A 26883-nucleotide genomic window follows, 5' to 3' on the forward strand; every position below is an offset into this window, starting at 1 on the left:
TAATCTATAAGCTTTTAGTATTTTAACATTAATTTAGTAACAATGCAAGATTTTATTTATTAAAGTCTAATAAAATCCAATTCTACAAGATTTGATAAATCTCTTCCAAGTTCAGTTAAGTAAATAGTTTCATTTTTAATAGTAATTAGATTTAAATTAATATTTTTAGAAATTTCATTTTTATAATAATTTAAAAAATCTATTTTAAAAATTTTATTTATTGAAGAGATGTTAATTCCGCTGTTTAACCTAAGTCCCATTGTTATAAATTCATTTATTCTATCTTTATTATCTAAGACCTCAAAATCTTGAACCGGCAAATTTGAAGTTTTAATTATTGAATAATATTTTTCAAATGAATTATGGTTATAAAATCTTAAATTGTTTATATTTGAATGTGAGGAAATACCCAGACCCAAATAATTTTTTAATTTCCAATACCTTAAATTGTGTTTTGATTCAAATTCAGATTTTGAAAAATTTGAAATCTCATATTGTTTGTATCCTAAGTCATCAAGTGAATGAACTATATAGTGATACATATCTCTATCTTGATTTTCATCCGGAAAAATCAGTGGATTAACTTGGTTTATATCATATAGTTTAGTTCCTGTTTCTAAAATTAAACTATAATATGAAATATGAGCAGGATCCAACAGTTTTATATATTTGATAGATTCTTTAATATCTTCAAATTTTTGAGAGGGAAGTGCAAGCATTAAGTCTAAATTGAAATTTTTTATGTTATATTTTCCAAATAGTTTGCATGCAGAAATAATATCTTCTTTTTTATGAATTCTTCCTATTTTTTTTAATATATCATCATTAAAACTTTGCGCTCCCATTGAAAAACGGTTAATTTTTGAGTTCAAATATAATTTTAATTTTTCACTTGATACTGAATTGGGGTTTAGTTCAATAGTTATTTCACAAGATTTTTCAATTGTGGAAATTAAATTGATTTTTTCCATTAATTTAAAAATATATTTTGGATTTACAGAACTTGGCGTTCCGCCACCTATAAATATACTGACTATTTTTTTGTCTTTTAAAAAATCCTTATATAAAAATAATTCTTTATATAAATTTTCAAAATAATCATTGACGTTGTTTTCGTTTATAATTGATGAATAAAAGTCACAATAGTAACATCTACTCTCACAAAATGGAACGTGTATATATAATGATATATCTTCAGTTGAATTTTTATTAAGTATAAAGTCCGATATAAAATCGGACTTATTAATTTTCTTCATCATATTTTAATACCGTTAAGAATGCTTCTTGAGGAACATCAACCTCGCCGACAGTTCTCATACGTTTTTTACCTTCTTTTTGTTTTTCTAAAAGTTTTCTCTTTCTTGAAATATCTCCGCCGTAGCATTTTGCAAGAACATCTTTTCTAAGTGCTTTTATAGTTTCTCTTGCTATTATTTTATTTCCTATTGCCGCTTGAATAGGTACTGCAAATTGATGTCTTGGAATTACATCTGTAAGTTTTTCGCAGATTCTACGACCTTTATTATAAGCTGTAGATTCATGTACGATAATTGAAAAAGCATCTACAAGAGTTCCGTTTATAAGTATGTCAAGTTTAACCAGGTCGGATTCATTATATCCTATCAATTCATAATCATATGAAGCATAGCCTCTGGTTCTTGATTTAAGGGCATCAAAGAAGTCATATATAACTTCATTTAACGGAAGATTATATTTTATAAGAGCTCTTGTTTCTTCAAGGTATTCCATACCTAAGAATACACCTCTTCTATTTTGGCATAAATCCATTATTGCGCCTACATAATCTGTTGGAGTCATAATTTCGGCTTTTACAATCGGTTCTTCCATTTTAAGTATTTCAGCGGGACTTGGCATATTAGTAGGATTTTGTATTTCTACTATACTTCCATCTGTCTTTGTTATTTTATATATAACTGACGGAGCTGTTGTAACTAAATTAAGGTCAAATTCTCTTTCAAGTCTTTCTTGGATTATTTCCATGTGAAGTAATCCTAAAAATCCGCATCTAAATCCAAAACCGAGGGCAACAGAAGTTTCAGCTTCAAAAACTAATGCCGCATCATTTACTTGCAGTTTTTCAAGAGCTTCTCTTACGCTGACATATTCTTCTCCTTCAGCAGGATATATTCCGCAGTAAACCATAGGAACTACTTTTTTATATCCAGGAAAGGGCATTGCAGTAGGAGTTGATGGAGATGTTATGGTATCTCCAACTGTTGCTTCTTTTACATTTTTAATGCTTGCTGTTATATAGCCTACATCACCTGCTGATAACTTGTTCAAAGGCATAAGACCCGAAGTAGTAACACCGACTTCTACAACTTCAAAAACCTTTTTGGTTGAGAACATCATTATTTCATCGCCGGGTTTAACGCTTCCGTCTTTTATTCTGACATAACATATAACACCCTTATAAGAGTCATAATATGAATCAAATATCAAAGCTTTAAGCGGGGCATTTTCATCTCCGTTAGGAGCCGGGATATCTTCAATAATGCGTGTAAATACATCTTCTATTCCTATACCTCTCTTAGCTGATATCAGCGGAGAGTTTTCGCAATCAATACCAATAATATCTTCGATTTCTTTTTTTACTTCGTCGGCTCTTGCGCTTGGGAGGTCTATTTTATTAATTATAGGTACGAGCTCTAAATTTTGATCAATCGCTAAATATACATTTCCGAGAGTTTGAGCTTCAACACCCTGAGTTGCATCAACAACAACTAATGCTCCCTCACATGCTGCAAGAGATCTTGAAACTTCATAGTTAAAGTCTACATGTCCCGGAGTATCAATCAAATTGAAAATATATTCTTTGCCGTCATTAGTTTTATGGACAAGTCTTATGGCTTTTAACTTTATTGTGATACCTCTTTCTTTTTCAAGTTCCATAGAATCTAAAACTTGTGACTCCATTTCACGTTCGGTAAGCATTCCGGTTTTTTCAATAAGTCTATCAGCAAGAGTTGACTTTCCGTGATCAATATGTGCGATTATTGAAAAATTTCTAATATTATCTTGTCTATTTGTCATTTAAACCTCCGACAATTCCAAAATTTGATATCGGCCAAAAGCGAAGAACTACAATTCCTCTTATTGAAGTTTTATCTATTGCTCCAAAAATTCTTGAATCTGAGCTATTATATCTGTTATCACCCATTACAAAGAATTCATTTTCTGAAAGATGCCATTCAGATTGATTTTGTATTGGAGTTTCAATATTATTATCTAAATAATTTTCAGATAAAAGTTCGTCATTTATATATACTTTTCCATTTTCTATTTTAACACTATCGCCGGGAATGCCGATAATTCTTTTTATATATTCTCTTCCTGATTCATCAGGAGCATCTAAAATTACAATATCTTCTCTATTTGGACTTTTAAATTTTAGCGGAAACACTAATGTAATTAATCTGTCATTGGGTTTTAAGGTAGGATACATAGATTCTCCGACAACAATATTGACATTAAAAATAAATTGTCTAATTAAAAATGCAAGAACAAATGCCGATATAAATATTAAAATAAAACTTAGAAAAGATTCTTTCTTTGGTTCACTCATAATTCACCTCATATATTTTAAAGTTGGTTAATTTTAATAATCTAAAACTAAACTATATTTTAACACAGTTTTTGTATAATTAAAATAATGACAATAAAAAGAAAAATATATTTGCAAAAAAAGTATTGACAATCTTTGACTAAGGATATATATTATATATAGGGTTTAGCACTCAACAAATAAGAGTGCTAACAAAAGGTGATAATATGGATGAGAGAAAAATAGAAATATTAAATGCTATAATAAATTCTTATATAGATTCTCCTAATCCTGTAGGTTCCAGAACTATTTCAAAGGATTTCAACTTGGGAATAAGTTCAGCGACAGTTAGGAATGAAATGGCAGATCTTGAAGATTTAGGATATTTGAATAAGCCTCACACCTCTGCAGGGAGAATTCCATCCAATAAGGCCTATAGGTTTTTCGTAGATCATATTCAAAAAGAAATTTTTGAATATGATATAGATTTTATTGAAGACTATGACATAAGAGATTTAATTTTACAAAATGCCAATAGCTTAGATGATATTTTTAAAAACACTGTAAAACTTCTTTCTGATTTTACAAAGTGTACATCTTATGTAGTAGCATTAAAAAAACCCGACACTGAAATAAAATTTATTCAGTTACTAAATATTGATGAATATTCAATACTTTTGCTTATTGTTGGAAATAGAGGAGTAGTTGAAAAACAAATTGTAAATACACAAGTATCCATTTCTGATGATGACTTACATGAAATTTGTAAAAAATTAAATGAATATCTCTGTGGAATAGATTTTCAAAAAATAGGTGGACTTAAAGTTGTTTTGAAAGGTTCTATGGTAAAATATGGAGAATTTATTTCAGATATAATAAAACGAGCAAGCACTTTTAACGAAAAAGTCAGTCAATTTGATTTTTATTATGATGGATTGAATAATATTTTGAGTTTTGAAGAATATTATGATATTGAAAAAGCAAGAAATTTTATTAAGTTTATTGAAGATAAAAAATCAATTTTAAAACTTATAAATTATTCCGAGAAATCTGATTTTGATGTGATAATAGGCGATGAAAATGAAGATGAACTGATGAAAAACAATTCGATTATAAGAGCAACATTTAGACCTAAAAATCAGAGAATAGGACAAATAGGAATTATAGGTCCGATAAGAATGGATTATAGAAAACATATAAAGACTGTAAAATTATTCAGAGATAATTTGTCTTATGTTATAGATAAAATAGTGAGGTGATTTAATTGTCAGATAATAAAAAGGTTAAAGAAGAAGTTGTTGAAGAAGTTAATGAAACAATGGAAGAACCTGTAGATAATTCTCAGGAGGTAACTACTGAAGAAGATATTGATGAAATTGATAGTGAAGTTAATCTTATAAAAGATCAATTTTTAAGACTTCAGGCTGATTTTGCTAATTATAAGAGAAGAACAGAAGTTGAAAGAAAGGAATATATAGAACTTGGAACTAAAAAAGTTATGCTTGAATTAATTCAAATAGTAGATAACTTTGAAAGAGCTATAGAATCTAAAGGGGAAAAAGATACATTTTTTGACGGCGTAGAATTAATTTATAAACAACTTATGGAATTGCTTGAGAAAAATGGAGTTACAGAAATGAATTCATTAAATGAAAAATTTGATCCTAATCTTCATCATGCAGTTCTCATAGAGCAAAAAGATGGCATTGAAGAGGGAATTGTAATAGAAGTATTACAAAAAGGTTATATGATAGGTGAAAAAGTACTTAGATCAGCAATGGTTAAGGTATCTAAATAAAAAATAAAATAATCTCTTAAGGAGGAAATAATAATGGGAAAAATAATAGGTATTGATTTAGGAACAACAAATTCAGCAGTAGCGGTAATGGAAGGTGGAGATTCAATAATAATTCCTAACATTGAAGGAAATAGAACTACACCATCAATAGTAGCATTTACAAAAGATGGAGAAAGACTTGTAGGTGAAACTGCAAAACGTCAAGCTATAACAAATCCGGACAGAACTATTCAGTCAATAAAGAGACACATGGGTAGTGATTATAAGGTAAATATTGACGGAAAGGATTATACTCCGCAAGAAATTTCTGCTATGATTCTTCAAAAGTTAAAATCTGATGCGGAAAGCTATCTTGGAGAAAAAATTACAGAGGCTGTAATTACAGTTCCTGCATATTTTACGGATGCACAAAGACAGGCAACAAAAGATGCCGGTAAAATTGCAGGATTAGATGTAAAAAGAATTGTAAACGAACCTACAGCAGCAGCACTTGCTTATGGAGAAGATGAAAAATCGGATTCACAAACTGTTATGGTATATGACCTTGGCGGTGGTACTTTTGACGTATCTATTCTTGAACTTTCAGATGGAGTTTTTGAAGTACATGCAACAAGAGGAAATAACAAATTAGGTGGAGATGACTTTGATAATAAAGTAATTGATTATATAGCTAGTGAGTTTAAAAAAGCTCATGGAGTAGATTTGAAAGCTGATAAAATGAGTTTACAAAGACTAAAAGAAGCAGCGGAAAAGGCGAAGAAGGAACTATCTTCAACAATGTCTACAAACATTAATTTGCCGTTTATAACAGCAACAGCAGAAGGACCGTTACATTTAAATATGGACTTAACTCGTGCTAAATTTGATGAGCTTACTAAAGAACTTGTAAAAATGACTGAACAACCTGTAAAAGATGCTCTTAAAGATGCAGATATGACTCCAAGCGATATTGATAAGGTATTGTTGGTTGGAGGTTCTACAAGAATTCCTGCAGTTCAAGCTTGCATCAAAGAGTTGGTAGGGAAAGAACCACAAAAAGATATTAATCCTGATGAATGTGTTGCTCTTGGTGCAGCAATTCAAGGAGGAGTTCTTTCAGGGGATGTAAAAGATTTATTATTACTTGATGTTACACCATTATCTCTTGGAATTGAAACAATGGGGGGAGTTACAACAAGACTTATAGAAAGAAATACAACTATTCCTACAAAGAAATCACAAGTATTTACAACAGCATCTGATAATCAAACTTCAGTAGATATTCATGTTCTACAAGGAGAAAGACAAATGGCATCAGATAATGTTACTTTGGGAAGATTCCAATTAGACGGAATAGCTCCTGCAAGACGTGGAATACCTCAAATTGAAGTTACTTTTGATATAGATGCAAATGGAATAGTAAATGTATATGCCAAGGATTTAGGAACAGGAAAAGAACAAAAAATTACAATTACATCTTCAACAAATTTGAGTGACGAAGAGATTGAAAAGAAAGTAAAAGAAGCTGAAATGTTTGCTAAAGAAGATTCTAAGAAAAAAGATTTGATTGAAGCAAGAAATAATGCGGATTCGATGATTTATCAATCAGAATCAACACTTGAGGAGTTAAAAGATAAAATAAAGGCTGAAGATAAAGAAAAAATAGAAAAAGCTATAGAATCCTTAAAATCTGTAAAAGATTCTGAAGATTTGGATGAAATTAAAGCTAAGACTGAAGAATTGACAAAAGCGTTTTATGCAGTATCTGAAGAAATTTATAAAGCAACACAAGCTCAAGAAGAACAAAAAGCACCTGAAGAAGATGTTGTAGATGCAGATTATGAAGTAGTAGATGAAGAATAATAATATGTAATCTATAAATAAAGCTAAATCTCAACTTGATTTAGCTTTATTTTTTTGATAAAAAGATGTAAAATAAGACTTTAGAAATTGGTGGTGAAGATTTGAGAGATTTTTATGATATTTTAGAGGTTGAAAAAACTGCTACTTCTGAAGAAATAAAGAAATCGTATAAAAAATTAGCTAAGAAATATCATCCTGATTTAAATCAAGAAGATGAAGAATCGGAAACGAAATTTAAAGAAATAAACTTAGCATATGAAGTTCTTTCAGACGATCAAAAAAGAAAAACTTATGATATGTATGGAGAAGACGGAATAAATGGAAACTTCCAAGGTGGAGGAAACTTTGGAGGATTTTCAGATATATTCGGCGACATATTTGATATGTTTGGAGGAGGATTTAGAGATTCATATACAAGCAGAAGTTCTAATTCTCCAATAAAAGGCGGAGATATCAGATATGATATAACTTTAGATTTTAGAGAGGCTGTATTTGGAGTTGAAAAGATAATAAATATAAGAAGACAGGAAAACTGCTCACATTGTAGCGGTACAGGAGCGGAACCCGGAACTTCAAAACACACTTGTGATAAATGTAATGGAACAGGACAAGTTAAAATACAGTCAACTTCTGCATTTGGTAGATTTGTTAGAGTAGTTACCTGTGATAAATGTAATGGTTCGGGTGAAATAATTGATAAGCCGTGTAAGCATTGTAGAGGAGTAGGAAAAGAAGTAATAAGTAAAAAGTTAAATGTTAAAATTCCTGCCGGAGTAGACAATAATACAATAATTTCGATGAAGGGTGAAGGACATGTAGGAGAAAACGGCGGATCAAATGGAGATTTATTTATTTATGTGTCCGTTAGAGAAGATTCTGTATTTAAAAGAAATGGAACAGATTTGTATTTAGAAATTCCAATCTCTTATATGGATGCTGTACTTGGCGGAACGATAAAAGTACCTACGTTAAATAACTTAGTCGACTATGAAATTCCTAAGGGAACGCAGGGAGGAACTACATTTAAACTTAGAGGAGAGGGAGTAAGCTATGTAAGGCGTGAGGGAAAAGGAGATTTATACTTTACGGTTGACATAATAGTGCCTAAAAAGATAACAGATGAACAAAAAAAGCTTCTTGAAACTCTAAGAGAAAAAAGTAAAGACATACACGAAGAACGAAAGGGATTTTTTGATAAAGTCAAAGAATTTTTTGAATAGGCAAAATCATTAGATTTTGTCTATTTTTAAAACTGGAGGTTTTATGAAATATATTGAACTTATTATAAATACTATTGATAATAATAGAGAGTTTGTTTTAAATGAATTATATAATAGAGATATTTATGTGTTTGAAGAAGATAGTATAGAGATAATTGAAGAATTAGCTCAAAATGAAAAATCTTGGGATTTTGTAGATGAGGATGTGTTTTCCATAGGTAAAGGCAATTTAATTTTAAAATGTTATTTTTCTATTGAGGAAAAAGAAAGGGCTGAGGAAATTAAATTTGCTATAGAAAATAAAAAACTTGGGAGTGCAGATATTAATATAACTGATGATGAAGATTGGGCAAATAATTGGAAAAAATATTATCATCCTATTGAAATAGGAGAGAAGATTTTAATTAAGCCTACATGGGAAGAATATGAAAATAAAGATAGAATAGTTATAGACATAGATCCGGGTATGGCATTTGGTACAGGTACACATGAAACGACATATATGTGCATAGAAGCTCTGGAAGAGTATGTAAAGCAAGACAATATTGTATTTGATATTGGATGTGGAAGTGGAATACTTGGAATAGCTGCCATAAAATTAGGTGCAGAAAAAGTAATAGCAGTAGATATTGATCAAAAATGTATAGAAGCATCTTTAGAAAATGCAAATATGAATAATGTTTCTGAAAAGATTAAAGTTTACAAAGGAAATTTATTAGACGTTGTAAGTGGAAATGCCGATATAATAGTTTCTAATATAATTGCAGAGATTATAGTTGATATGATAGGAGATTTAAAAAGACATTTAACGAGTAATGGAATATTTATATCTTCAGGAATAATTGTTGAAAAAATCGACATGGTAAAAAATGCATTAATAAAAGAAGGATTTGAAATTATAGAAATCAGAGAAAATAACGGTTGGTCTTTAATTGTTGGCAGAGTGATAAAAAATGTATAGATTTTTTGAAAATGCAAATTTTGAAAATACAATAACTCTGTCTAAAGAAAATTCACATCATTATAAAACTGTTCTTAGAATCAGAGAAGAGGAAATAGTAGAAGTAGGTGCAAACAATGGAGTGTTTAAGGCTATCTTTGATAGCTGTTGCGGTGATTTTATAATTTTAAAAAAAATAGAAGAAGTTTCAGCTGAAAGAGAAAGTGATGTAAAATTGATTTTGCTCCAGGGGATTTTAAAGGGTGATAAGATGGACCAAGCATTAAAATCCTCTGTTGAGGTTGGAGTTTGCGAAATTTATCCTCTGAATACAAAAAGAGTTGTTGCACAAATAGATCATAAGGAATATAAAAAAGTTCAAAGATGGCAAAGGGTTGTAGAGGCTGCGGCTAAGCAATCAAAAAGAGATTATATACCGAGAGTTAATACTCCTATTGATTTAGAAGGGATAGAAGAAATTTTAGAAAATAGAGAGTTAATTGTGCCATATGAGAATGAAGATGATGACAGGCTTGTAGATATAAAACTGGAAAATAAAAATGTTATTTTAGTTATAGGACCTGAAGGAGGTTTTGAAGAAACTGAGATAGATTATTTAAAATCTTTAGGTGCAAAAATTGTATCACTTGGAAATAGAATTTTACGCGCTGAAACAGCAGCAGTTTGTGCAAGTTTTTATATAATATATAATTTTGAAAGAGGTAAGTGATGAAAAAGTCTTTTTCGATATTGACGTTAGGGTGTAAGGTAAATCAATATGAATCTGAGGCAATGGCTGAATTATTTGAAAATGAAGGATATCTTAATGTAGATTTTGAGACGGAGGTTTCGGATATATATATCATAAACACTTGTACAGTAACTAATTTATCTGACAGAAAATCAAGACAATTTATAAGAAGAGCTAAAAGAGACAACCCTAATTCTATAGTTGCAGTAGTGGGTTGTTATTCTCAAACGTCTCCTGAGGAAGTAAGTTCAATTCCGGGTGTTGACATAATTATAGGAACTACTGAGAGAAATAGAATCGTTGAATTATGTGAGGAGTTTTCGAATAATAAAAAGCAAATTAATATCGTTAGATCATTAAAGAGTGACCATGAATTTCAAACTATTAACACATCTAAAGAAAATGATATGACAAGAGCGTATATTAAAGTTCAAGATGGATGTAATAGATATTGCACGTATTGTATAATACCATTTGCAAGGGGAAATATAAGGTCAAGATCAATAGAAGATTCTATGAATGAAGCAAGAAAATTGGCAAAAGCAGGATATAAGGAAATAATTTTAACCGGAATTCACATTGGCTCTTATGGGTATGACATTGGTAAGGAGCGATTGATTGATTTAATAGAAAACATTGCAAGTATTGATGGAATTGAAAGAATAAGATTATCTTCAATAGAACCTCGGACTATAACAGATGATTTTATGAAAAGGGTTGTTGCTACAAATAAATTATGTGATCATTTTCACTTATCATTGCAAAGCGGTTCAAATAAAATTTTAAAAGAAATGAATAGAAAATATACAAGAGAAGAATATTTTGATAAGACACAAATGATTAGAAGTTATATGCCATATGCAGGATTGACAACGGATGTTATAGTAGGATTTCCGGGAGAAACAGATGATGACTTTTTAGACAGTTATGATTTGATAAAAAAAGTTGAATTTTCTAAAGTTCATGTATTTAAATATTCTAAGAGAGATGGAACTGTTGCAGCTAAAATGAAAAATCAAATTGACGGAAATATAAAAAATAAGAGAAGTTCCATATTACTTGCGTTAAGTGATGAACTTATGAAAAAATTTTCTGAAAAAAATTTAAATGTAATAAAATCTGTGCTATTTGAAGAAAAACTTGTAAATTCAAGTTATGTTGGATATACAACTAACTATATAAGATGCTTTACAAATTCAAAAGAAAACTTAAAAAATAAGATAAAAGATGTTAATATAGTAAATATAGAATGTGATCCGGTTGAGGTTTCAGTTATAGGAGGTTAGTTATGGAATGTTTATTTTGTGAAATAATAAATGGAGGTATTCCGTCCGAATGTATATATGAAGATGAGCTTGTATATGCTTTTAATGATATTGATAAGCAAGCTCCGATACATTTTTTAATTGTTCCAAAAGAACATATAAAATCTGCAGATGAACTTAGTGAAAATCATAAAGAATTAATAGGACATATTTTTTTAGTTGCAAAAAATTTATGTGGAAAATTTGGTCTTGAAAATGGTTATAGAATAGTTAATAACTGTAAGGAAGATGGGGGACAAACTGTTAATCACCTACATTTTCATGTATTGGGTGGAAGAAGTCTTAATTGGCCACCGGGCTGATAAAAAAGATATTGAAATATAACCGTTATTAAGGTATAATTATTAAGAATTGGCCCGCAGGGCTACTCTTTTCTACGAGAGGAGGGGAAGCAATGTCAGAAATCAGAGTTGGAGAAAATGAATCTCTTGACAATGCTCTTAAAAGATTTAAGAGACAATGTGCCACAAGTGGAGTATTAAAAGAGGCAAGAAAGAGAGAACATTACGAAAAGCCAAGTGTTAGAAGAAAGAAAAAGTCTGAAGAAGCACGTAGAAAGAAACATTCAAGATATTAAAAGAGGGTGCATGTGAGATGTCTCTAAAAGAAAAACTTATGGAAGATTTAAAAACTTCCATGAAAAATAAAGAAAAGCTTCGCAAAGATACAATAACTATGGCGCGTGCCGCTATCAAGCAAAGAGAAGTTGATGAGAGAATAGAACTTTCAGATGAAGATATAATAGAAGTGCTTACAAAGCAACTAAAAGAAAAGAAAGCTTCTATAGAAGATTTCCTAAAGGGAAATCGTCAAGATTTAATCGATCAAACTAACGCTGAAATAGAAATATTGCTTGAATATTTACCTAAACAACTTACTGAAGAAGAGCTTACTGAGATTGTTAAACAGACAATTGAAGAAAATAATATCAGCTCAGCTAAGGAAATGGGTAATCTTATGAAGTGTATTATGCCTAAAATTAAGGGCAAAGCAGATGGCAAAATGGTAAGTAAAATTGCTCAAAATTTGTTAAATAAACCTGGGGTATAACCCGGGTTTAATTTTTTAGGAGAAAATTATGAAAAAAATTTTATTATTACTTTTTTTATTTTTGGCATTAATATCAAATGAAGCTTTTGCAAGTGAAAATACACCGGTAATTATACCTATAAAGAGTGAAATAAATTCAGCTATGGCAACATATGTTAGAGATTCCATAAAAAATGCGGAAGATAAAAAAAGTCCACTTATAATTTTTGAAATTGATACCTATGGAGGTTCTATAATAGCTGCTGAAAAAATAAAAAATTATATTATAGATTCAAAAATTCCTACGGTTGCATTTGTAAATAATAAAGCTGAATCAGCAGGAGTTTTAATAACAATAGCTTGTAAAAATGTCTATATGTCAAAAACGGCAACAATAGGATCTGCAGAAACTATACCTAAGACAGAAAAAAATATTTCATTTTGGAAAGGTATGCTTAGAGATACAGCGCAGTATAGAGGTAGAAATGAGCAAATAATAGAATCTATGGCAGATTCGGACATATACATTCCAATGATAATCGAAAAGGGGAAACTTACAAATTTGACATCTAAAGAAAGCTTAGATCTTGGAATTTCAGATGGAGTTGCCAATAATTATGAAGATATATTAAAACAATTTAATTTAGATGGTAAAAAATATGAAATTGCCAAGATGGATTTAACTGTTAAGGTAATAAACATAGTGTCAAATCAAACTGTTTCTACTATACTTCTTATTTTAGGAATGCTTGGATTTGTTGTAGAAATTTTTACACCGGGTTTTGGTGTAGGAGGTATTATATCTATAATAGCTTTTTCACTGTTTTTTATAGGAAATTTAATGGCCGGAAATTCTAATTGGTATTCAATAGTTATATTTTTAGTAGGTATTGTTTTAATAATTATAGAAATCATAATTCCGGGATTCGGTATAGCGGGAATAGGAGGAATAATATTTGTAATTTCAGGACTTGTGCTTGCAATGAAAACTTTAGAAATTGCAATTACAAGTATAGCGATAGCGTTAATTATCACAATATTATGTGGAATATATCTTATTAAAAAGGGAAAGAAATTAAAATTTATAAATAATGTTACACTTTCAAAGTCATGTTCGTCTGAAGATGGATACATCAGTGTTGATTATGCTAAGCTTGATGTGGGTAGAAATGGAAAGACAATAAGTATATTACGTCCTACAGGATACATTGAAATTGATGGTAAAAAATATGAGGCTATAGCATATAATGGATTTATTGAAAAAGATGTAGAGGTCGTAGTATGCAAAATAGAAGCTTTTAAAATTTTTGTTAGGAGGAAAGAGGAATGATTTATGTCGGTAATATTTTAGGTGGCGGAGTAATTATACTTGTTATAATTCTTTTAATTTTATTTTTTAGTTTTGTTCCGGTTGGGCTTTGGATAACTGCATTTTTTTCAGGAGTAAAAATAAAAATTTCCACACTTATAGGAATGAAACTTAGGCGTGTAAGACCGGGTAGAATAGTAAACCCTATGATAAAAGCAACCAAGGCGGGGCTTAATCTTGAAATAGAAAATCTTGAAGGACATTATTTAGCAGGTGGAAATGTAAATACATTAGTTGATGCTCTTATAGCTGCTGAGCGTGCAAATATTCCTCTTCAATTTGAAAGAGGAGCTGCGATAGACCTTGCAGGTAGAAATGTACTTGAAGCAGTTCAAGTATCTGTAAACCCTAAAGTAATAGAAACGCCAAATATTTCTGCGGTAGCGCAAGATGGTATAGAGGTAATAGTAAAAGCAAAAGTTACAGTTAGAGCAAATATTGACAGACTTGTAGGAGGAGCGGGAGAAGAAACTATAATAGCCAGAGTTGGTGAAGGTATAGTAACAACAGTAGGATCATCTAAAACATATAAGGCAGTTTTAGAAAATCCTGATTCTATTTCTAAAGTTGTACTTGAAAAAGGACTTGATTCAGGAACTGCGTTTGAAATTTTATCAATAGATATAGCGGATGTTGATGTTGCAAGGAATATAGGTGCAAGACTTCAAACAGATCAAGCTGAAGCAGATAAGAGAATAGCTGAAGCTAAGGCATCTGAAAGAAGAGCTATGGCTCTTGCGAGAGAACAAGAAATGAAAGCTGAAGTTGAATCAATGAGAGCAAAAGTTGTTGAAGCGCAATCACAAGTTCCTCTTGCTATGGCAGAGGCTCTTAGAAATGGAAATATTGGAGTAATGGATTATTATAAGATAAAAAATATTAACTCTGATACAGATATGAGAGATGCTATTTCAAAAGTTACAGATACTTCTAAGAATAAAGATAAGTAAGTGATAATATGAAAATTATTAATATTTTAATTTTGTTAATACCTTTAATAATTTCTCTTTCGAAAGATAAAAAACATCGTGATGGTAAATTTTCAAAAAAGAAGTCCGACAGTCGTTTTAAAGATGAAAAAGAGTTATTAAAAATGAATAATTCAAAAGGTTTAAAAAACTCTAAAAAAATATTAAGTACAATTAAAAATAATGTTTTTGAAGAATTTTTAGATTCTCTATCTACATCTGATAAAGGTAAATTAAAAAATAATTCTAATGATCTTTATGGATATGATAAAGATGGTTATCCTACAATGAAAGCACAAGAATTAAAGACAAATAATTATGAAGATAGAGACTCAAGATTGGAAAAAATAAAAGAAGAGAGAAATAGGATCTTAAATCGTGAAGATGCTTTTTCAGTGGAGAATAGTGTTGATACTGAAACATTGGAAATAAGCGAGGAAGATATCTTGAATGATTTTACGGACAAGGAACTTGTAAAAGCAGTCATTATGAAAGAGATATTAGATAAACCTGTATCACTTAGATGAAAAGGGAGAGAACATCTCCCTTTTGTTTTTGTAATGTTAAAGTAGAAAAATCAGCCTTTTTGTGATATTATATATAGATTATAGGAGGTAATAATGGCTGAAAAATTAGTTGATATTTCTATATTAAATAATGATATGGTTGCTCAACTTTACGGGAAGCTAGATGAGCATATATACCTTATTGAAGAACAGTTTAATGTTATTATAAAATGTGAAAATGATGAAATAAGCATTAAAGGTGAAGAAGATACAGTAGAAAATGTTGCAATACTTATAGAAAATTTAAAAGAATTTATTTTGAGACAAAAAAGACTCGAAAAAACAGACTTGCAATATTCTATAAATTTAATTAAATCCGGCAATATGACAAGTATTGTTGAACTGTTAAATGAAACGATAGTATATACATCTATGGGAAAACCTATAAAAGCTAAGACTTTAGGGCAGAAAGGATATTTAGATGCAATTAAAGATAATGATGTTGTATTTGGAATAGGTCCTGCAGGAACCGGGAAAACATATCTTGCAGTGGCAGCTGCTGTAAAAGCATTTAAGAATAAGCAGGTGAACAGGATAATTTTAACAAGACCGGCAGTTGAAGCTGGAGAAAGTTTAGGATTTCTTCCCGGAGATCTTCAAATGAAAGTTGATCCATACCTAAGACCGCTATACGATGCTCTATTTGAAATGTTGGGATATGATAATTATACTAAGTATGTTGAAAAGGGGCTTATAGAAGTTGCACCACTTGCATATATGAGAGGAAGAACACTTGACAGTGCATTTGTAATTTTAGATGAAGCGCAAAATACTACTCATGAGCAAATGAAAATGTTTTTGACAAGACTTGGATATGGTTCAAAGGCAATTATTACAGGAGACATTACTCAAACAGATTTACCTAAAGGAAGACCATCGGGATTGAAAACTGTGTTAAATATATTAAAAGGTGTGAGGGGAATCGGAATAATATATCTTGGAAATAATGATATAGTTAGACACCCTTTGGTACAGAGAATAATAAATGCTTACGATAAGTATGAAAATGATATTGGAAAAGAACGCAAATATAATAAAAAAGGTTAGATAAATGAATATATTATTTGATAATAGGCAAGATGAAATAGAAATAGATGAAAATATTATAGAACTTATAAAAAAATCTATTTTAGAAGTTATAAAGTCTGAAAAATTAGATGAAAATATAATGGTAAGTGTATCATTTGTAGATGATGAAGAGATACAAGAATTAAATAAAAATTTCAGAGGAGTTGATTCTTCTACAGATGTATTGTCATTTCCTATAGATGATGAATTTCAAATTGAAGAAAGAATACTTGGAGATGTAGTAATAAATACAAAAAGGGTTATAGAACAGGCTCAAGAATTTGGACATTCAAATGAAAGGGAAATGTCATATTTAACTGTTCATTCCGTTTTACATCTTTTAGGTTATGATCATATTGAAGAAGAAGATAAGTTAATCATGAGATCCAAAGAAAAAATTATAATGGATAATTTAAAAATATATAGGTGATTATAATGAAAAAAGGTGGATTTATAGCATCGTTTAATTATGCTGTGCAGGGAATAGTATCTGCGTTAAAAACAGAAAAAAATATGAAATTTCATTACATAGCAGCACTTGGAGTAATATTTATAAGTTTATTTATGGATTTTACTAGAGTGGAATTTATGTTTTTATTATTAGCGATAATATTTGTAATAACTTCTGAAATGTTTAATACAGCTATAGAGCGAACAATAGACCTTGTAGTTCAAGATTATAATCCGATAGCAAAATATGTTAAAGATATCTCTGCAGGAGCAGTTTTGATAGCTTCCGTTAATGCTTTAGTTACAGCTTATTTATTATTTTATAAGAGAATGGCAAATATGGGAGATTTACTTTTAATAAAGATAAAGAATTCTGATGAACATCTTAGCTTTGTAGCGATTATTATAGTTGTAATGCTTACAATAGGAGGTAAATATTTAAGAGCTAAAAAAAACAGAGGAACTTATTTTCAAGGAGGAGCAATTTCAGGACATACATCAATTGCTTTTTGTGCAGCGACAATAATATCGCTTGTTGCAGAAAAAACATTAATAACAATTGCATCATTTGGAATAGCTTTTTTAGTAGGAGAAAGTAGAATAGAGGGCAAAATTCATAAAATTAGTGAAGTTGTAAGTGGAGCCATACTTGGAATTTGTGTAGCAATTTTTATATTTAAAGTATTTGGATAAGAGGAGATTTGATGGAAGATAAAAAATTAATAGAGTTGGCTATTGAAGCTAAAAATAATTCATCATATACACCGTATTCTAATTTTAGAGTTGGTGCCGCAGTTGAGATGGAAGATGGTAGTGTATATAAAGGAGGAAATATAGAAATAGCATCTTACTCACCTACAAATTGTGCTGAAAGAACTGCGATATTTACAGCAATATCAGAAGGAAAGAGAAAAATTAAAAAGATTGCTATAGTAGGAGATGCAGAATATACATTTCCGTGTGGAGTATGCAGACAAGTAATAAGAGAATTTGGAGTAAATGCAAAGATAATAATAGCTAATTCGGTTGAGCGTTATAAAGTATTTACATTAGAAGAATTACTTCCGTATAGTTTTGGGCCGGAAGATCTTGAAGGAGTAAAAAATGTTTAAATCAGGTTTTGTTACAATAATAGGGAGACCTAATGTAGGAAAAAGTACACTTTTAAATTGTATAGTAGGTCAAAAAATTTCTGCTATTTCTAATAAAGCTCAAACAACAAGAAATAAAATAACATTTATATATACTGATGAAGAAATGCAAGTTATATTTTTAGATACTCCCGGGATACAGATGCCAAAAAATAAATTAGGTGATTATATGTTAAAAGTATCTGAATCAACTCTTTCTGAAGTAGATGTCATAACATATATAGTGGATTGCTCAAAAAAAATAGGAAAACTTGATAATTATATAATAAAAGAATTAAAAGAAAAAAACCTAAAAACACCTATTGTACTTTTAGTAAATAAAATAGATGAGGTTGCAAAAGAAGAGCTTTTTGAAATAATAAAAATGTATGATGACATTGGAATATTTAAGGAAATAATTCCGATATCTGCATTAAAGAATGATGGAGTAGAAAGTTATTTGAAGACATTGGCAAAGTATATTCCAATCGGACCTATGTATTATCCTGAAGATATGGTAACAGATCATCCGGAAAAGTTTATTGTTGGAGAAATTATAAGAGAAAAAGCTCTTAGATTTTTAGATGAGGAGATACCACATGGCATTGCCGTTTCAATTGAGAAAATGAGAGAGAGAAAAGAAAAAGAAATAACTGATATTGAAGCGGTCATATATATTGAAAGAGAATCTCATAAAAAAATAGTAATTGGTAAAAATGGACAAATGTTAAAAAAAATAGGAAGTGCAGCAAGAACTGAAATTGAAAATTTGCTTGATACTAAAGTGAATCTTAATTTGTGGGTCAAGGTAGAAAAAAATTGGAGAGATTTAGATAATAAAGTTAAATATTTTGGATATAAGTAATGGAAAAGATAAGGACTGAATTAATTGTACTGAGTGAACAAAAATATGGTGAATCAAGTAAAATTATAAGAGTATTTTCAAAAGAAAAGGGAAAAATTACAATTTTAGCTAAGGGAGCATTAAATGCTAAATCACCTCTTGTTTCTATAACACAGCTTTTTAGTCACTCAAATGCTTATATAAATAAGGGGAGATCATTTTATTACATTGAATCTGCTACTATTTTAAATTCGAACTTTAAAATAAGAAAAAAATATGAAACTTTAATAATATCTAGTTATATTTTAGAATTATTGGATAAAACCTTTCTTGAAGGAGAAGTAAATAAAAAGATATTTGATTTAACTGTAAAAACTTTAAAAATCATTCAAAATATTAATTATATCATGCCGATAATTTTAGCTTTTGAATTAAAATATATTACATTTTTAGGATATAGACCATCATTAGAATTACAAGAAAAAAACAACTATTTTTCTATTAAAGATGGCGGTATTGTAGATTTGGATGAAAATCAGTTCGGTTGTTATCTACTGGATAAAAAAGATATTTACTATTTAAAAAAATTATTATATACTTCTTTAGATGAAATAGACGAAAGATATGACAGTGATAAGCTTATATATTTACACAATATTTTAATAGAATATATAAAATATAATCTTGATATTAACGAAATTAATTCGTTAGCACTTATTTAAATTAAGGGGGAAAAAAATGTATTTTCAAGATTTGATACAAAATTTACAAAGCTATTGGAAAGATAAGGGATGCGTAATTATGCAACCTTATGATGTTGAAAAGGGTGCAGGTACAATGAATCCATCAACATTTTTAAGAGCATTAGGGCCTGAAGAATGGAGAACTTGTTATGTGGAGCCATCCAGAAGACCTGCTGACGGCAGATATGGAGAAAACCCTAATAGATTATATCAACATCATCAAATGCAAGTTATATTAAAGCCGTCTCCTGAAAATGTACAAGAATTATATCTTGACAGCTTAAAAGCCATAGGTATAGATGCGTTAAAGCATGACATACGATTTGTAGAAGATAATTGGGAGTCACCTACACTTGGAGCATGGGGACTTGGTTGGGAAGTTTGGTTAGATGGAATGGAAGTAACACAATTCACTTATTTTCAACAAGTTGGTGGAGTAAACTGTGAACTTGAATCTGCAGAACTGACATATGGTCTAGAAAGGATAGCTATGTATTTACAAAATGTAAATTCTGTATACGAAATAAAATGGAATGAGAAGTTAACATATGGTGATGTATTTAAAATGTCAGAATATGAGCATTCCGTTTATAGCTTTGAAACTGCTGATATCGATATGCTTAAAAATTTATTTACAGTGTATGAAAAAGAGTCTATGAGAATAATAGAAAACGGTCTTGTACTTCCTGCTTATGATTATTGTTTAAAATGTTCTCATGCTTTTAATGTATTAGATGCAAGAGGAGCGATATCTGTTTCTGAAAGGGCGGTTTATATATCAAGAGTCAGAAATCTTGCTAGAGCAGTCGCATTACAGTATTTAAAAGAAAGAGAAGAAATGGGTTACCCTTTATTAAATAAGGTAGGTGTTGGCAATGAATAGATATTTGCTTGAAATTGGGGTTGAAGAGCTTCCTGCAAGATTTGTAAATTTAGCAATAGCTCAAATGGAAGATAAGGCAAAAAAATTATTAGAAGAAAATGATCTTAAATATGACAGTGTAGAAGTCTATGCTACTCCAAGAAGATTAACTTTGATCATAAATGATGTTGAATTATATCAAAAAGATTTAGATTTAGAAGTAAAAGGTCCGGCGAAGAAAATAGCATTTGATGAGGAAGGAAATCCTACTAAACCTTTGCTTGGATTTATGAAGTCTCAAAATATAGCACCTGAAAATATTGTTATAAAAGAATTTAAAGGTGAGGAATATGTATATTCTAATATACATAAAAAAGGAGACTCATTTGAAAGTATAGTATCTAAAAATATTGCGGAATTAATCAAATCTATAAATTTCCCTAAAAATATGAAATGGGGAGGCAAAAATATTAAATTTGCAAGACCGATTAGATGGATTGTATCATTGCTAAATAATAAAGTTGTTCCTTTTGAATTTGAGGGAATTGGTGTTTCAAATATTACAAGAGGACATAGATTTTTAGGAAGCTCAAATATAGTTGTTGATGAAGTAGATAATTATGAATCTCTACTTAAAGATAATTTTGTAATATTAAATCAAAATGAAAGAAGAGAAATAATTAAATACGGTTCTGCAAAAATTGCAAAGTCAATAGGTGGAGAAATATACGAAGATAAAGATTTATTGGAAGAATTAACATATATAGTTGAATATCCAAATCCTATAATGGGAAGTATAAAAGATGAGTATTTACAATTACCGAAAGAAGTAATCACTACTCCGATGAGAGATCATTTAAGATTTATACCTATCCATGCTTCAAATGGAGAACTTCTTCCTAATTTTATAACTATAAGAAACGGAAATGACGATTATAAAGATATAGTAATAGCAGGCAACGAAAAGGTACTTGGAGCAAGACTTGAAGACGCTAAATTTTTCTACAATGATGATATATCAAAATCACTTGAAAGTTATATTGATTCATTAAAGGGAGTAATGTTTCAACAAAAACTTGGAACGATGTATGACAAATCTGAACGTGTGTCTAAACTTGCTCAAAAGATAGGAGAAAATTTAGAGGTTGCTGATGAAACTATAGAATCTATAAAACGTTCTGCAAAACTTTCTAAGGCTGATTTAACTACAAAAATGGTTCAAGAATTTACAGAACTTCAAGGAGTCATGGGTTCAATTTATGCAACTAAGAGCGGAGAATCTGAGATAGTATCTCAGGCTATTTATGAACAGTATTTACCAAGGTTTTCAAATGATTTATTACCTAAGTCAACAACAGGTTCAATTCTTGCAATAGCAGATAAAATTGATACTATAACAGGATTGTTTGCAATAGGTTTAATACCTACAGGTTCTCAAGATCCTTTCGCTTTAAGAAGAAATGCAAGAGGGATTATTAATATAATAGAATCAAATAAGTGGGACATACTTATTGGAGACATAGTTGATTATTCATTGTATATTTATACCAGTGAGTTATCTTTAGTATTTGATTATGAAAAAGTTAAAAATAGCATAATAGAATTTTTTGCAGGAAGATTAAAAAACATGCTTCAAGAAGACGATATAAGATATGATATTATTGATTCTGTACTAAGTGATTCAGAAAGTGTTGTAAATATCTTCAAAAAAGCTAATGAATTAAATAAATATTTTAAAGAAGACAAGAGCAGTTTAATAGATGCATATACAAGACTTCATAATATGGCTAAGAAAAAAGATAGGGATATAGAATTTGAAGCATTGCTTTTATCTGAGCCTGATGAAAAAGCTCTTTATGAAGCACAGTCTAAATTATTAGAGAATGTAAATAAATTAATAGATGATAAAGAGTATATTGAAGCGTTAAATTTAATGGATAATTTAGTTGTATTAATAAATAATTACTTTGATAATATAATGGTATTGGTTGATGATGAAAAAATTAAATTTAATAGACTTGAAATGATAAGCAAAATAGATTTTGTAATGAGAAGAATATTGAATATAGAAAAAATTGTAACTGATTAAAGTTGGTGATAATTTGGATTTTACTAAAAGGCAACTTGATATAATTGAAATAGTTAAAGGAAGAGCTCCTATTACAGGAGACGATATAGCTAGAGAACTTAATATATCAAGAGCCACTATACGACCGGATCTTTCGGTATTAACTCGGCTTAATATATTAGGTGCACGTCCTAAAGTCGGATATTTTTATATTGAGAATTCCAATACATCTATATTTTTAAGAGAAGTAGATAAAATATTAGTAAAAGAAACGATGAGTGTGCCGGTAGTAATGGATGAAAACACGAGTATTTATGATGTTATAGTTGAACTGTTTTTAGAAAATGTAAGTTCGATTTTCATAACATCTAATGGATTTTTAACAGGGGTTGTTTCTAGGAAAGATTTACTTAGAACAACTCTTGGTAAAATGGATTTAAACAATACTCCGGTAGCCATGATAATGACAAGAATGTCCAGTATAGTATATGTGACAGAAAATAGCAGTATAATTGAAGCTGCTATAAAAATCAATGACAGAGCAGTTGATTCTCTTCCTGTTGTTAGAATTACAGACGGAGATTTAAATAAACTTAAAGTAATAGGAAGATTTACTAAAACAAATGTCAATAGAATTTTTGTAGAGCTTGTAAAGGAAGGATATTAAAGGAGGAATTATGTCTGATAATTCAATTATAATATATGTAATTTCAGATTCTATAGGTGAAACGGGAGAACTTATTGCCAAAGGAAGTATAAGACAATTTGAGTCTGAAAATTTTGAAATAAAGAGGTATCCTTATCACAACACAATAGAACAAATAGAGCCTATACTTCTTGAAGCGGCACAAAGTACAAGAAGTTTAATAATATATACAAATGTTGTTCAGTCGACAAGAGATTTTATAGAAAAAAAAGCGGAAGAACTTAGTTTGCATACTGTAGATGTAATGGGTTCTCCGATGAGTCATTTAGAAGCAATATTAGGATATTCACCGGTAAGAGAACCTGGACTTATAAGAAGACTTGATGATAATTATTTTAAAAAAGTAGAAGCGATTGAGTTTGCTGTAAAGTATGATGACGGTAAAGATCCAAGAGGAGCTAAAAAGGCAGATATATGTCTTGTTGGAATATCAAGAACATCAAAAACACCACTTTCTATGTATCTTGCAAATAAATTATATAAAGTTGCAAATATACCTCTTGTACCGGAAGTTCCGGTTCCGGCAGAGGTATATGAGAAGGATATTAATAGAGTAATAGGATTAACTTGTAATCCTGAAAAACTTATAACGATAAGAGAGGAAAGACTTAAATCATTAGGGTTATCAAGTAGCGCAAAGTATGCAAATATTGAAAGAATCAAAGCTGAACTTAAATATTCTAAGCAAATAATGGAAGAACTTGGATGTTTTGTAATTGATGTTTCCAATAAAGCAATTGAAGAAACAGCTGAGATTATTATTGACCACATGGAAAAAGTTTTATAGCGGAGGATAATATGAATCCAAGAGAAAAGAGAGAAAAACTTGAGCATGAAATTTTATATAATTTTGCAAGTTTTTCTGATGAGAGTAGAGGGCGTCAAAAGTTTGAAGAAAAGTGTAATTTGAGAACAGAATATCAGAGAGATAGAGATAGAATATTACATTCAAAAGCATTTAGAAGATTAAAGCATAAGACACAAGTTTTTATATCTCCTGAAAAGGATCACTTTAGAACAAGACTTACACATACTCTTGAAGTTTCACAAATAGCCAGAACAATAGCAAGAAGTCTTGAGTTAAATGAAGATTTAATTGAAGCTATGGCATTAGGACATGATCTTGGACATACTCCATTCGGACATAGTGGAGAAAAAGTTTTGAATAAATTAAATCAAAAAGGATTTAAACACAATGAACAGTCACTTAGAATGGTAGATTATCTTGAAGTTGGAGAAAATAGAATTGGTTTAAATCTTACTTGGGAAGTAAGAGATGGTATTGTAAATCATTCCGGTGATAATGTTGCATCAACATTGGAGGGTAAAATATTAAAATATGCAGATAGAATAGCATATATAAATCACGATATTGATGATGCTATTAGAGCTGGAATAATTTCAAAAACAGATTTACCGACTGATTTAATTGAGCTTCTTGGAGATTCTCATAGTAAGAGAATAAATAAAATGATAAATTCAATAGTTAGAGAAAGTTATCATAAAAATTCTATTTATATGGAACCGGAAATAGAAAAAGCAACTATGGAACTTAGACAGTTTATGTTTAAAAATGTTTATTTAGATAAAACTGTTAAATCAGAAGATGATAAAATAGAGCATATAATTATGTCTTTATTTGATTATTATAAAAATGATATTAGTAAGATACCTGCTGAAAATTTAAAGGTATACGAAAATATAGAGCACACTGAAGAAGATATAATATGTGATTATATAGCAGGGATGACGGATATATATGTTGTTGATTTATATAAGTCATTGTATATCCCAAAGGGTTGGAGTAAGTAGGTGATTTTATGTCCTACATTATAGATGACGAACTTTTAAATGATATTAGAGATAAAATTGACATAGTAAATTTGATTTCTCAATATGTACACTTAAAAAAAAGTGGAAGTAATTATATGGGACTTTGCCCATTTCATGGTGAAAAAACTCCTTCTTTTTCTGTATCACCAAGTAAAGGAATATTTCATTGTTTTGGTTGCGGTGTTGGAGGAGATCAAATCTCTTTCATAATGAAAAGAGAAAATTTAGGTTTTAGAGAAGCTGTTAAGTTTTTGGCAGACAAATATGGAATAGAATTGAAAAATACATCCGAGAGTATAAATACCCAGCTGATAAATAAAAAAAATAGAGCTTATGAAGCTAATAGAGAAGCTGCAAAATTCTTTATGCTTTCTTTAAGCAGATCTAAGTCTGCATATATGTATTTAAAAAATAGAAATATTGACAATGATACAATTAGAGACTATGGACTTGGTTATGCTCCTGACAGTTGGAATGAATTATTTAATTATTTAAGTAAAAAGGGATTTAATGGAGATGAACTTGAAGAATTTAATTTAGTTTCAAAGTCAAAATCAGGTAAATTTATAGATAGATTTAGAAATAGAATTATGTTCCCTATAATAGATACAAAAAAAAGAGTCATAGGATTTGGAGGAAGAGTTCTTGATGACAGTCTTCCTAAATATTTAAATACAAGAGATACGATTATATTTAATAAAGGTAAAAACTTATATAATTTAAACATAATATCAGAAAAATCTGATAGAGAAAAGATTATTTTGGTAGAAGGATATATGGATGTTATATCTTTATATAAAAGTGGTATAAATTATAGTGTAGCAAGCTTAGGTACTTCATTAACGGAAGAACAAGCAGAACTCATAAAAAGATATGGTAAAGAAGTATATATATGTTATGATGGAGATTCTGCAGGGATAAAGGCTACAAATAGAGCTATAGATATACTTATAATTCAAAATATAAAGCCGAAAATATTAACGTTGCCAGAAAAATTGGATCCTGATGAATATGTAACAAAATATGGAAAACTTAGCTTTGAGATTGAACTTAAAAATAGTCAACCATATTTGGAATATAAAATATCTAAAATAAGAGAGAACTATAATATAGAGTCGCCGGATGGATTAAGCGGATTTACTAGTGAAGTGTCAAAGTTAATTTCAAGAATAAAAAATCCTATAGAAATGGATATCTATGTAGATAAAATATCTAAGCAATATGGTGTCTCTAAAAATTCTATTATTAATTATATATTAATTTTAAGCAGAAATAAGAAAAATAAAGAATTTAATAAAAAAACTTATGAATATAAAAATAAAGAAGTTAAAGATAAAAAGATTTCGATAAATACAAGGTATATAGCAGAAGACCAACTTATAAAATATGCACTTTATTCAAATGATAATTTTGAGTTGATAGATAAAAAAATAAATTCGTGTGAATTTACAAAGTCTGAATGCAGGATAATATTTGAAGAGCTTGCCGAATATTATAGGCAAGGTATAGATTTTAAAGACGTGTTAAAAAATTTGGTAGATAAGAAGCTGATATCTCAAGATTATGCTGATAAAATAAATATAATTGAAATTAATCAATATAGTTCGGATAAAATTATTAGTGAGTTGATTGGAGCTTTGAAAAAAGATAGTTTGGAATATAGAAGAAAAGATATATTACAAGATATAAAAAATCTTGAAAAAGAAGAACCGTCCAAAAAAAATTCTGAAATTTTAAAGTTACTAATAGATGAACTAAATGAAATAAATAAAACAATTAATATTTCTCAGTAAGGAGGCTAAATAT

At 29.5% G+C, this 26883-nt stretch carries 28 protein-coding genes; 25 read left to right on the top strand and 3 right to left on the bottom strand.

Annotated elements, in window-relative coordinates:
* Positions 1-59 precede the first annotated feature (59 nt).
* Genes hemW through lepB form a run of 3 tightly spaced genes read right to left on the bottom strand, consistent with a single transcriptional unit; the run spans position 60 to position 3586 of the window.
* Positions 60-1256 (bottom strand): radical SAM family heme chaperone HemW, encoded by a 1197-nt coding sequence (gene hemW, locus M915_RS01045; protein ID WP_009222338.1) that lies wholly within the window; start codon positions 1254-1256, stop codon positions 60-62.
* Entirely contained in the window at positions 1243-3054 is a 1812-nt protein-coding gene (lepA, locus tag M915_RS01050; RefSeq protein WP_009222337.1) for a translation elongation factor 4, read from the bottom strand. Before lepA ends, hemW begins: the two co-directional genes overlap by 14 nt.
* Positions 3044-3586: a signal peptidase I gene (lepB, locus tag M915_RS01055; RefSeq protein WP_009222336.1), complete on the bottom strand. Its 543-nt coding sequence runs from the start codon at positions 3584-3586 to the stop codon at positions 3044-3046. The genes lepA and lepB overlap by 11 nt, the downstream gene beginning before the upstream one ends.
* A gap of 206 nt (positions 3587-3792) precedes the next feature.
* Between lepB and hrcA the strand changes: the two genes are divergently transcribed.
* From hrcA to dnaG, 25 genes are all read left to right on the top strand, one after another.
* Positions 3793-4824 carry a heat-inducible transcriptional repressor HrcA gene (hrcA, locus tag M915_RS01060; protein WP_036728546.1) on the top strand — a complete coding sequence of 344 codons (1032 nt, stop codon included), beginning with the start codon at positions 3793-3795 and terminating at the stop codon, positions 4822-4824.
* 5 nt (positions 4825-4829) lie between these two features.
* Positions 4830-5363 (top strand): nucleotide exchange factor GrpE, encoded by a 534-nt coding sequence (gene grpE, locus M915_RS01065; protein WP_036728549.1) that lies wholly within the window; start codon positions 4830-4832, stop codon positions 5361-5363.
* A 33-nt stretch (positions 5364-5396) separates the two neighbouring features.
* A complete protein-coding gene (gene dnaK, locus M915_RS01070; protein ID WP_009222333.1) occupies positions 5397-7205 on the top strand; it encodes a molecular chaperone DnaK in 1809 nt (602 codons plus the stop codon).
* Positions 7206-7306: 101 nt separating this feature from the next.
* On the top strand, positions 7307-8425 hold the full coding sequence (gene dnaJ, locus M915_RS01075) for a molecular chaperone DnaJ (RefSeq protein WP_036728552.1): 1119 nt from the start codon (positions 7307-7309) through the stop codon (positions 8423-8425).
* Between the two features lie 43 nt (positions 8426-8468).
* Entirely contained in the window at positions 8469-9386 is a 918-nt protein-coding gene (gene prmA / locus M915_RS01080; RefSeq protein ID WP_036728554.1) for a 50S ribosomal protein L11 methyltransferase, read from the top strand.
* Positions 9379-10095 (top strand): RsmE family RNA methyltransferase, encoded by a 717-nt coding sequence (locus M915_RS01085; RefSeq protein WP_036728557.1) that lies wholly within the window; start codon positions 9379-9381, stop codon positions 10093-10095. Before prmA ends, M915_RS01085 begins: the two co-directional genes overlap by 8 nt.
* Positions 10095-11402 (top strand): tRNA (N(6)-L-threonylcarbamoyladenosine(37)-C(2))-methylthiotransferase MtaB, encoded by a 1308-nt coding sequence (gene mtaB, locus M915_RS01090; RefSeq protein ID WP_036728560.1) that lies wholly within the window; start codon positions 10095-10097, stop codon positions 11400-11402. Before M915_RS01085 ends, mtaB begins: the two co-directional genes overlap by 1 nt.
* Positions 11403-11404: 2 nt before the next feature.
* On the top strand, positions 11405-11743 hold the full coding sequence (locus M915_RS01095; RefSeq protein ID WP_036728562.1) for a histidine triad nucleotide-binding protein: 339 nt from the start codon (positions 11405-11407) through the stop codon (positions 11741-11743).
* Between the two features lie 92 nt (positions 11744-11835).
* Positions 11836-12018 carry a 30S ribosomal protein S21 gene (gene rpsU / locus M915_RS01100; RefSeq protein ID WP_009222327.1) on the top strand — a complete coding sequence of 61 codons (183 nt, stop codon included), beginning with the start codon at positions 11836-11838 and terminating at the stop codon, positions 12016-12018.
* 17 nt (positions 12019-12035) lie between these two features.
* Complete coding sequence (locus tag M915_RS01105; protein WP_009222326.1) at positions 12036-12491, top strand: GatB/YqeY domain-containing protein; 456 nt, start codon at positions 12036-12038, stop codon at positions 12489-12491.
* 28 nt (positions 12492-12519) lie between these two features.
* Positions 12520-13800 (top strand): NfeD family protein, encoded by a 1281-nt coding sequence (locus M915_RS01110; RefSeq protein WP_036728565.1) that lies wholly within the window; start codon positions 12520-12522, stop codon positions 13798-13800.
* Positions 13797-14789, top strand: a complete 993-nt coding sequence (floA, locus tag M915_RS01115) for a flotillin-like protein FloA (protein WP_009222324.1) — start codon at positions 13797-13799, stop codon at positions 14787-14789. Before M915_RS01110 ends, floA begins: the two co-directional genes overlap by 4 nt.
* Before the next feature lie 8 nt (positions 14790-14797).
* Positions 14798-15334 (top strand): hypothetical protein, encoded by a 537-nt coding sequence (locus tag M915_RS01120; protein WP_036728568.1) that lies wholly within the window; start codon positions 14798-14800, stop codon positions 15332-15334.
* A 93-nt stretch (positions 15335-15427) separates the two neighbouring features.
* Positions 15428-16420, top strand: coding sequence for a PhoH family protein (locus M915_RS01125; RefSeq protein ID WP_036728570.1), 993 nt, complete (start codon positions 15428-15430; stop codon positions 16418-16420).
* A gap of 4 nt (positions 16421-16424) precedes the next feature.
* On the top strand, positions 16425-16871 hold the full coding sequence (gene ybeY / locus M915_RS01130) for an rRNA maturation RNase YbeY (protein WP_036728572.1): 447 nt from the start codon (positions 16425-16427) through the stop codon (positions 16869-16871).
* A gap of 5 nt (positions 16872-16876) precedes the next feature.
* Positions 16877-17584 carry a diacylglycerol kinase gene (locus M915_RS01135; RefSeq protein ID WP_036728573.1) on the top strand — a complete coding sequence of 236 codons (708 nt, stop codon included), beginning with the start codon at positions 16877-16879 and terminating at the stop codon, positions 17582-17584.
* Positions 17585-17595: 11 nt separating this feature from the next.
* Complete coding sequence (locus tag M915_RS01140) at positions 17596-18003, top strand: cytidine deaminase (RefSeq protein WP_009222319.1); 408 nt, start codon at positions 17596-17598, stop codon at positions 18001-18003.
* Positions 17996-18886, top strand: a complete 891-nt coding sequence (gene era / locus M915_RS01145) for a GTPase Era (RefSeq protein ID WP_036728575.1) — start codon at positions 17996-17998, stop codon at positions 18884-18886. The genes M915_RS01140 and era overlap by 8 nt, the downstream gene beginning before the upstream one ends.
* Positions 18886-19587: a DNA repair protein RecO gene (recO, locus tag M915_RS01150; RefSeq protein WP_009222317.1), complete on the top strand. Its 702-nt coding sequence runs from the start codon at positions 18886-18888 to the stop codon at positions 19585-19587. Before era ends, recO begins: the two co-directional genes overlap by 1 nt.
* A 16-nt stretch (positions 19588-19603) precedes the next feature.
* Positions 19604-20491 (top strand): glycine--tRNA ligase subunit alpha, encoded by an 888-nt coding sequence (gene glyQ, locus M915_RS01155; RefSeq protein WP_036728577.1) that lies wholly within the window; start codon positions 19604-19606, stop codon positions 20489-20491.
* A complete protein-coding gene (glyS, locus tag M915_RS01160) occupies positions 20484-22559 on the top strand; it encodes a glycine--tRNA ligase subunit beta (RefSeq protein WP_036728579.1) in 2076 nt (691 codons plus the stop codon). The genes glyQ and glyS overlap by 8 nt, the downstream gene beginning before the upstream one ends.
* A gap of 13 nt (positions 22560-22572) precedes the next feature.
* Complete coding sequence (locus M915_RS01165; RefSeq protein WP_009222316.1) at positions 22573-23205, top strand: helix-turn-helix transcriptional regulator; 633 nt, start codon at positions 22573-22575, stop codon at positions 23203-23205.
* 10 nt (positions 23206-23215) lie between these two features.
* Positions 23216-24031, top strand: coding sequence for a pyruvate, water dikinase regulatory protein (locus tag M915_RS01170; protein WP_009222315.1), 816 nt, complete (start codon positions 23216-23218; stop codon positions 24029-24031).
* Positions 24032-24042: 11 nt separating this feature from the next.
* Positions 24043-25056, top strand: a complete 1014-nt coding sequence (locus tag M915_RS01175) for a deoxyguanosinetriphosphate triphosphohydrolase (protein ID WP_009222314.1) — start codon at positions 24043-24045, stop codon at positions 25054-25056.
* Positions 25057-25064: 8 nt separating this feature from the next.
* Positions 25065-26870, top strand: a complete 1806-nt coding sequence (gene dnaG / locus M915_RS01180) for a DNA primase (RefSeq protein ID WP_036728583.1) — start codon at positions 25065-25067, stop codon at positions 26868-26870.
* The last annotated feature ends 13 nt before the right edge of the window (positions 26871-26883 follow it).

Origin of the sequence: Peptoniphilus mikwangii (assembly GCF_000468535.1) — a bacterium.
In the GTDB taxonomy this organism is placed as follows: domain Bacteria; phylum Bacillota; class Clostridia; order Tissierellales; family Peptoniphilaceae; genus Anaerosphaera; species Anaerosphaera mikwangii.

Bases quoted from the DNA above. Each gene is read 5' to 3' on its own strand.
- floA (WP_009222324.1), top strand. From the start codon at position 13,797: ATGATTTATGTCGGTAATATTTTAGGTGGCGGAGTAATTATACTTGTT.
- ybeY (WP_036728572.1), top strand. From the start codon at position 16,425: ATGAATATATTATTTGATAATAGGCAAGATGAAATAGAAATAGATGAA.
- M915_RS01110 (WP_036728565.1), top strand. From the start codon at position 12,520: ATGAAAAAAATTTTATTATTACTTTTTTTATTTTTGGCATTAATATCA.
- M915_RS01135 (WP_036728573.1), top strand. From the start codon at position 16,877: ATGAAAAAAGGTGGATTTATAGCATCGTTTAATTATGCTGTGCAGGGA.
- M915_RS01095 (WP_036728562.1), top strand. From the start codon at position 11,405: ATGGAATGTTTATTTTGTGAAATAATAAATGGAGGTATTCCGTCCGAA.
- dnaG (WP_036728583.1), top strand. From the start codon at position 25,065: ATGTCCTACATTATAGATGACGAACTTTTAAATGATATTAGAGATAAA.
- glyQ (WP_036728577.1), top strand. From the start codon at position 19,604: ATGTATTTTCAAGATTTGATACAAAATTTACAAAGCTATTGGAAAGAT.
- M915_RS01140 (WP_009222319.1), top strand. From the start codon at position 17,596: ATGGAAGATAAAAAATTAATAGAGTTGGCTATTGAAGCTAAAAATAAT.
- M915_RS01170 (WP_009222315.1), top strand. From the start codon at position 23,216: ATGTCTGATAATTCAATTATAATATATGTAATTTCAGATTCTATAGGT.
- rpsU (WP_009222327.1), top strand. From the start codon at position 11,836: ATGTCAGAAATCAGAGTTGGAGAAAATGAATCTCTTGACAATGCTCTT.
- M915_RS01120 (WP_036728568.1), top strand. From the start codon at position 14,798: ATGAAAATTATTAATATTTTAATTTTGTTAATACCTTTAATAATTTCT.
- M915_RS01175 (WP_009222314.1), top strand. From the start codon at position 24,043: ATGAATCCAAGAGAAAAGAGAGAAAAACTTGAGCATGAAATTTTATAT.
- hemW (WP_009222338.1), bottom strand. From the start codon at position 1,256: ATGAAGAAAATTAATAAGTCCGATTTTATATCGGACTTTATACTTAAT.
- glyS (WP_036728579.1), top strand. From the start codon at position 20,484: ATGAATAGATATTTGCTTGAAATTGGGGTTGAAGAGCTTCCTGCAAGA.
- mtaB (WP_036728560.1), top strand. From the start codon at position 10,095: ATGAAAAAGTCTTTTTCGATATTGACGTTAGGGTGTAAGGTAAATCAA.
- lepA (WP_009222337.1), bottom strand. From the start codon at position 3,054: ATGACAAATAGACAAGATAATATTAGAAATTTTTCAATAATCGCACAT.
- M915_RS01085 (WP_036728557.1), top strand. From the start codon at position 9,379: ATGTATAGATTTTTTGAAAATGCAAATTTTGAAAATACAATAACTCTG.
- dnaK (WP_009222333.1), top strand. From the start codon at position 5,397: ATGGGAAAAATAATAGGTATTGATTTAGGAACAACAAATTCAGCAGTA.
- recO (WP_009222317.1), top strand. From the start codon at position 18,886: ATGGAAAAGATAAGGACTGAATTAATTGTACTGAGTGAACAAAAATAT.
- M915_RS01105 (WP_009222326.1), top strand. From the start codon at position 12,036: ATGTCTCTAAAAGAAAAACTTATGGAAGATTTAAAAACTTCCATGAAA.
- lepB (WP_009222336.1), bottom strand. From the start codon at position 3,586: ATGAGTGAACCAAAGAAAGAATCTTTTCTAAGTTTTATTTTAATATTT.
- prmA (WP_036728554.1), top strand. From the start codon at position 8,469: ATGAAATATATTGAACTTATTATAAATACTATTGATAATAATAGAGAG.
- M915_RS01125 (WP_036728570.1), top strand. From the start codon at position 15,428: ATGGCTGAAAAATTAGTTGATATTTCTATATTAAATAATGATATGGTT.
- hrcA (WP_036728546.1), top strand. From the start codon at position 3,793: ATGGATGAGAGAAAAATAGAAATATTAAATGCTATAATAAATTCTTAT.
- era (WP_036728575.1), top strand. From the start codon at position 17,996: ATGTTTAAATCAGGTTTTGTTACAATAATAGGGAGACCTAATGTAGGA.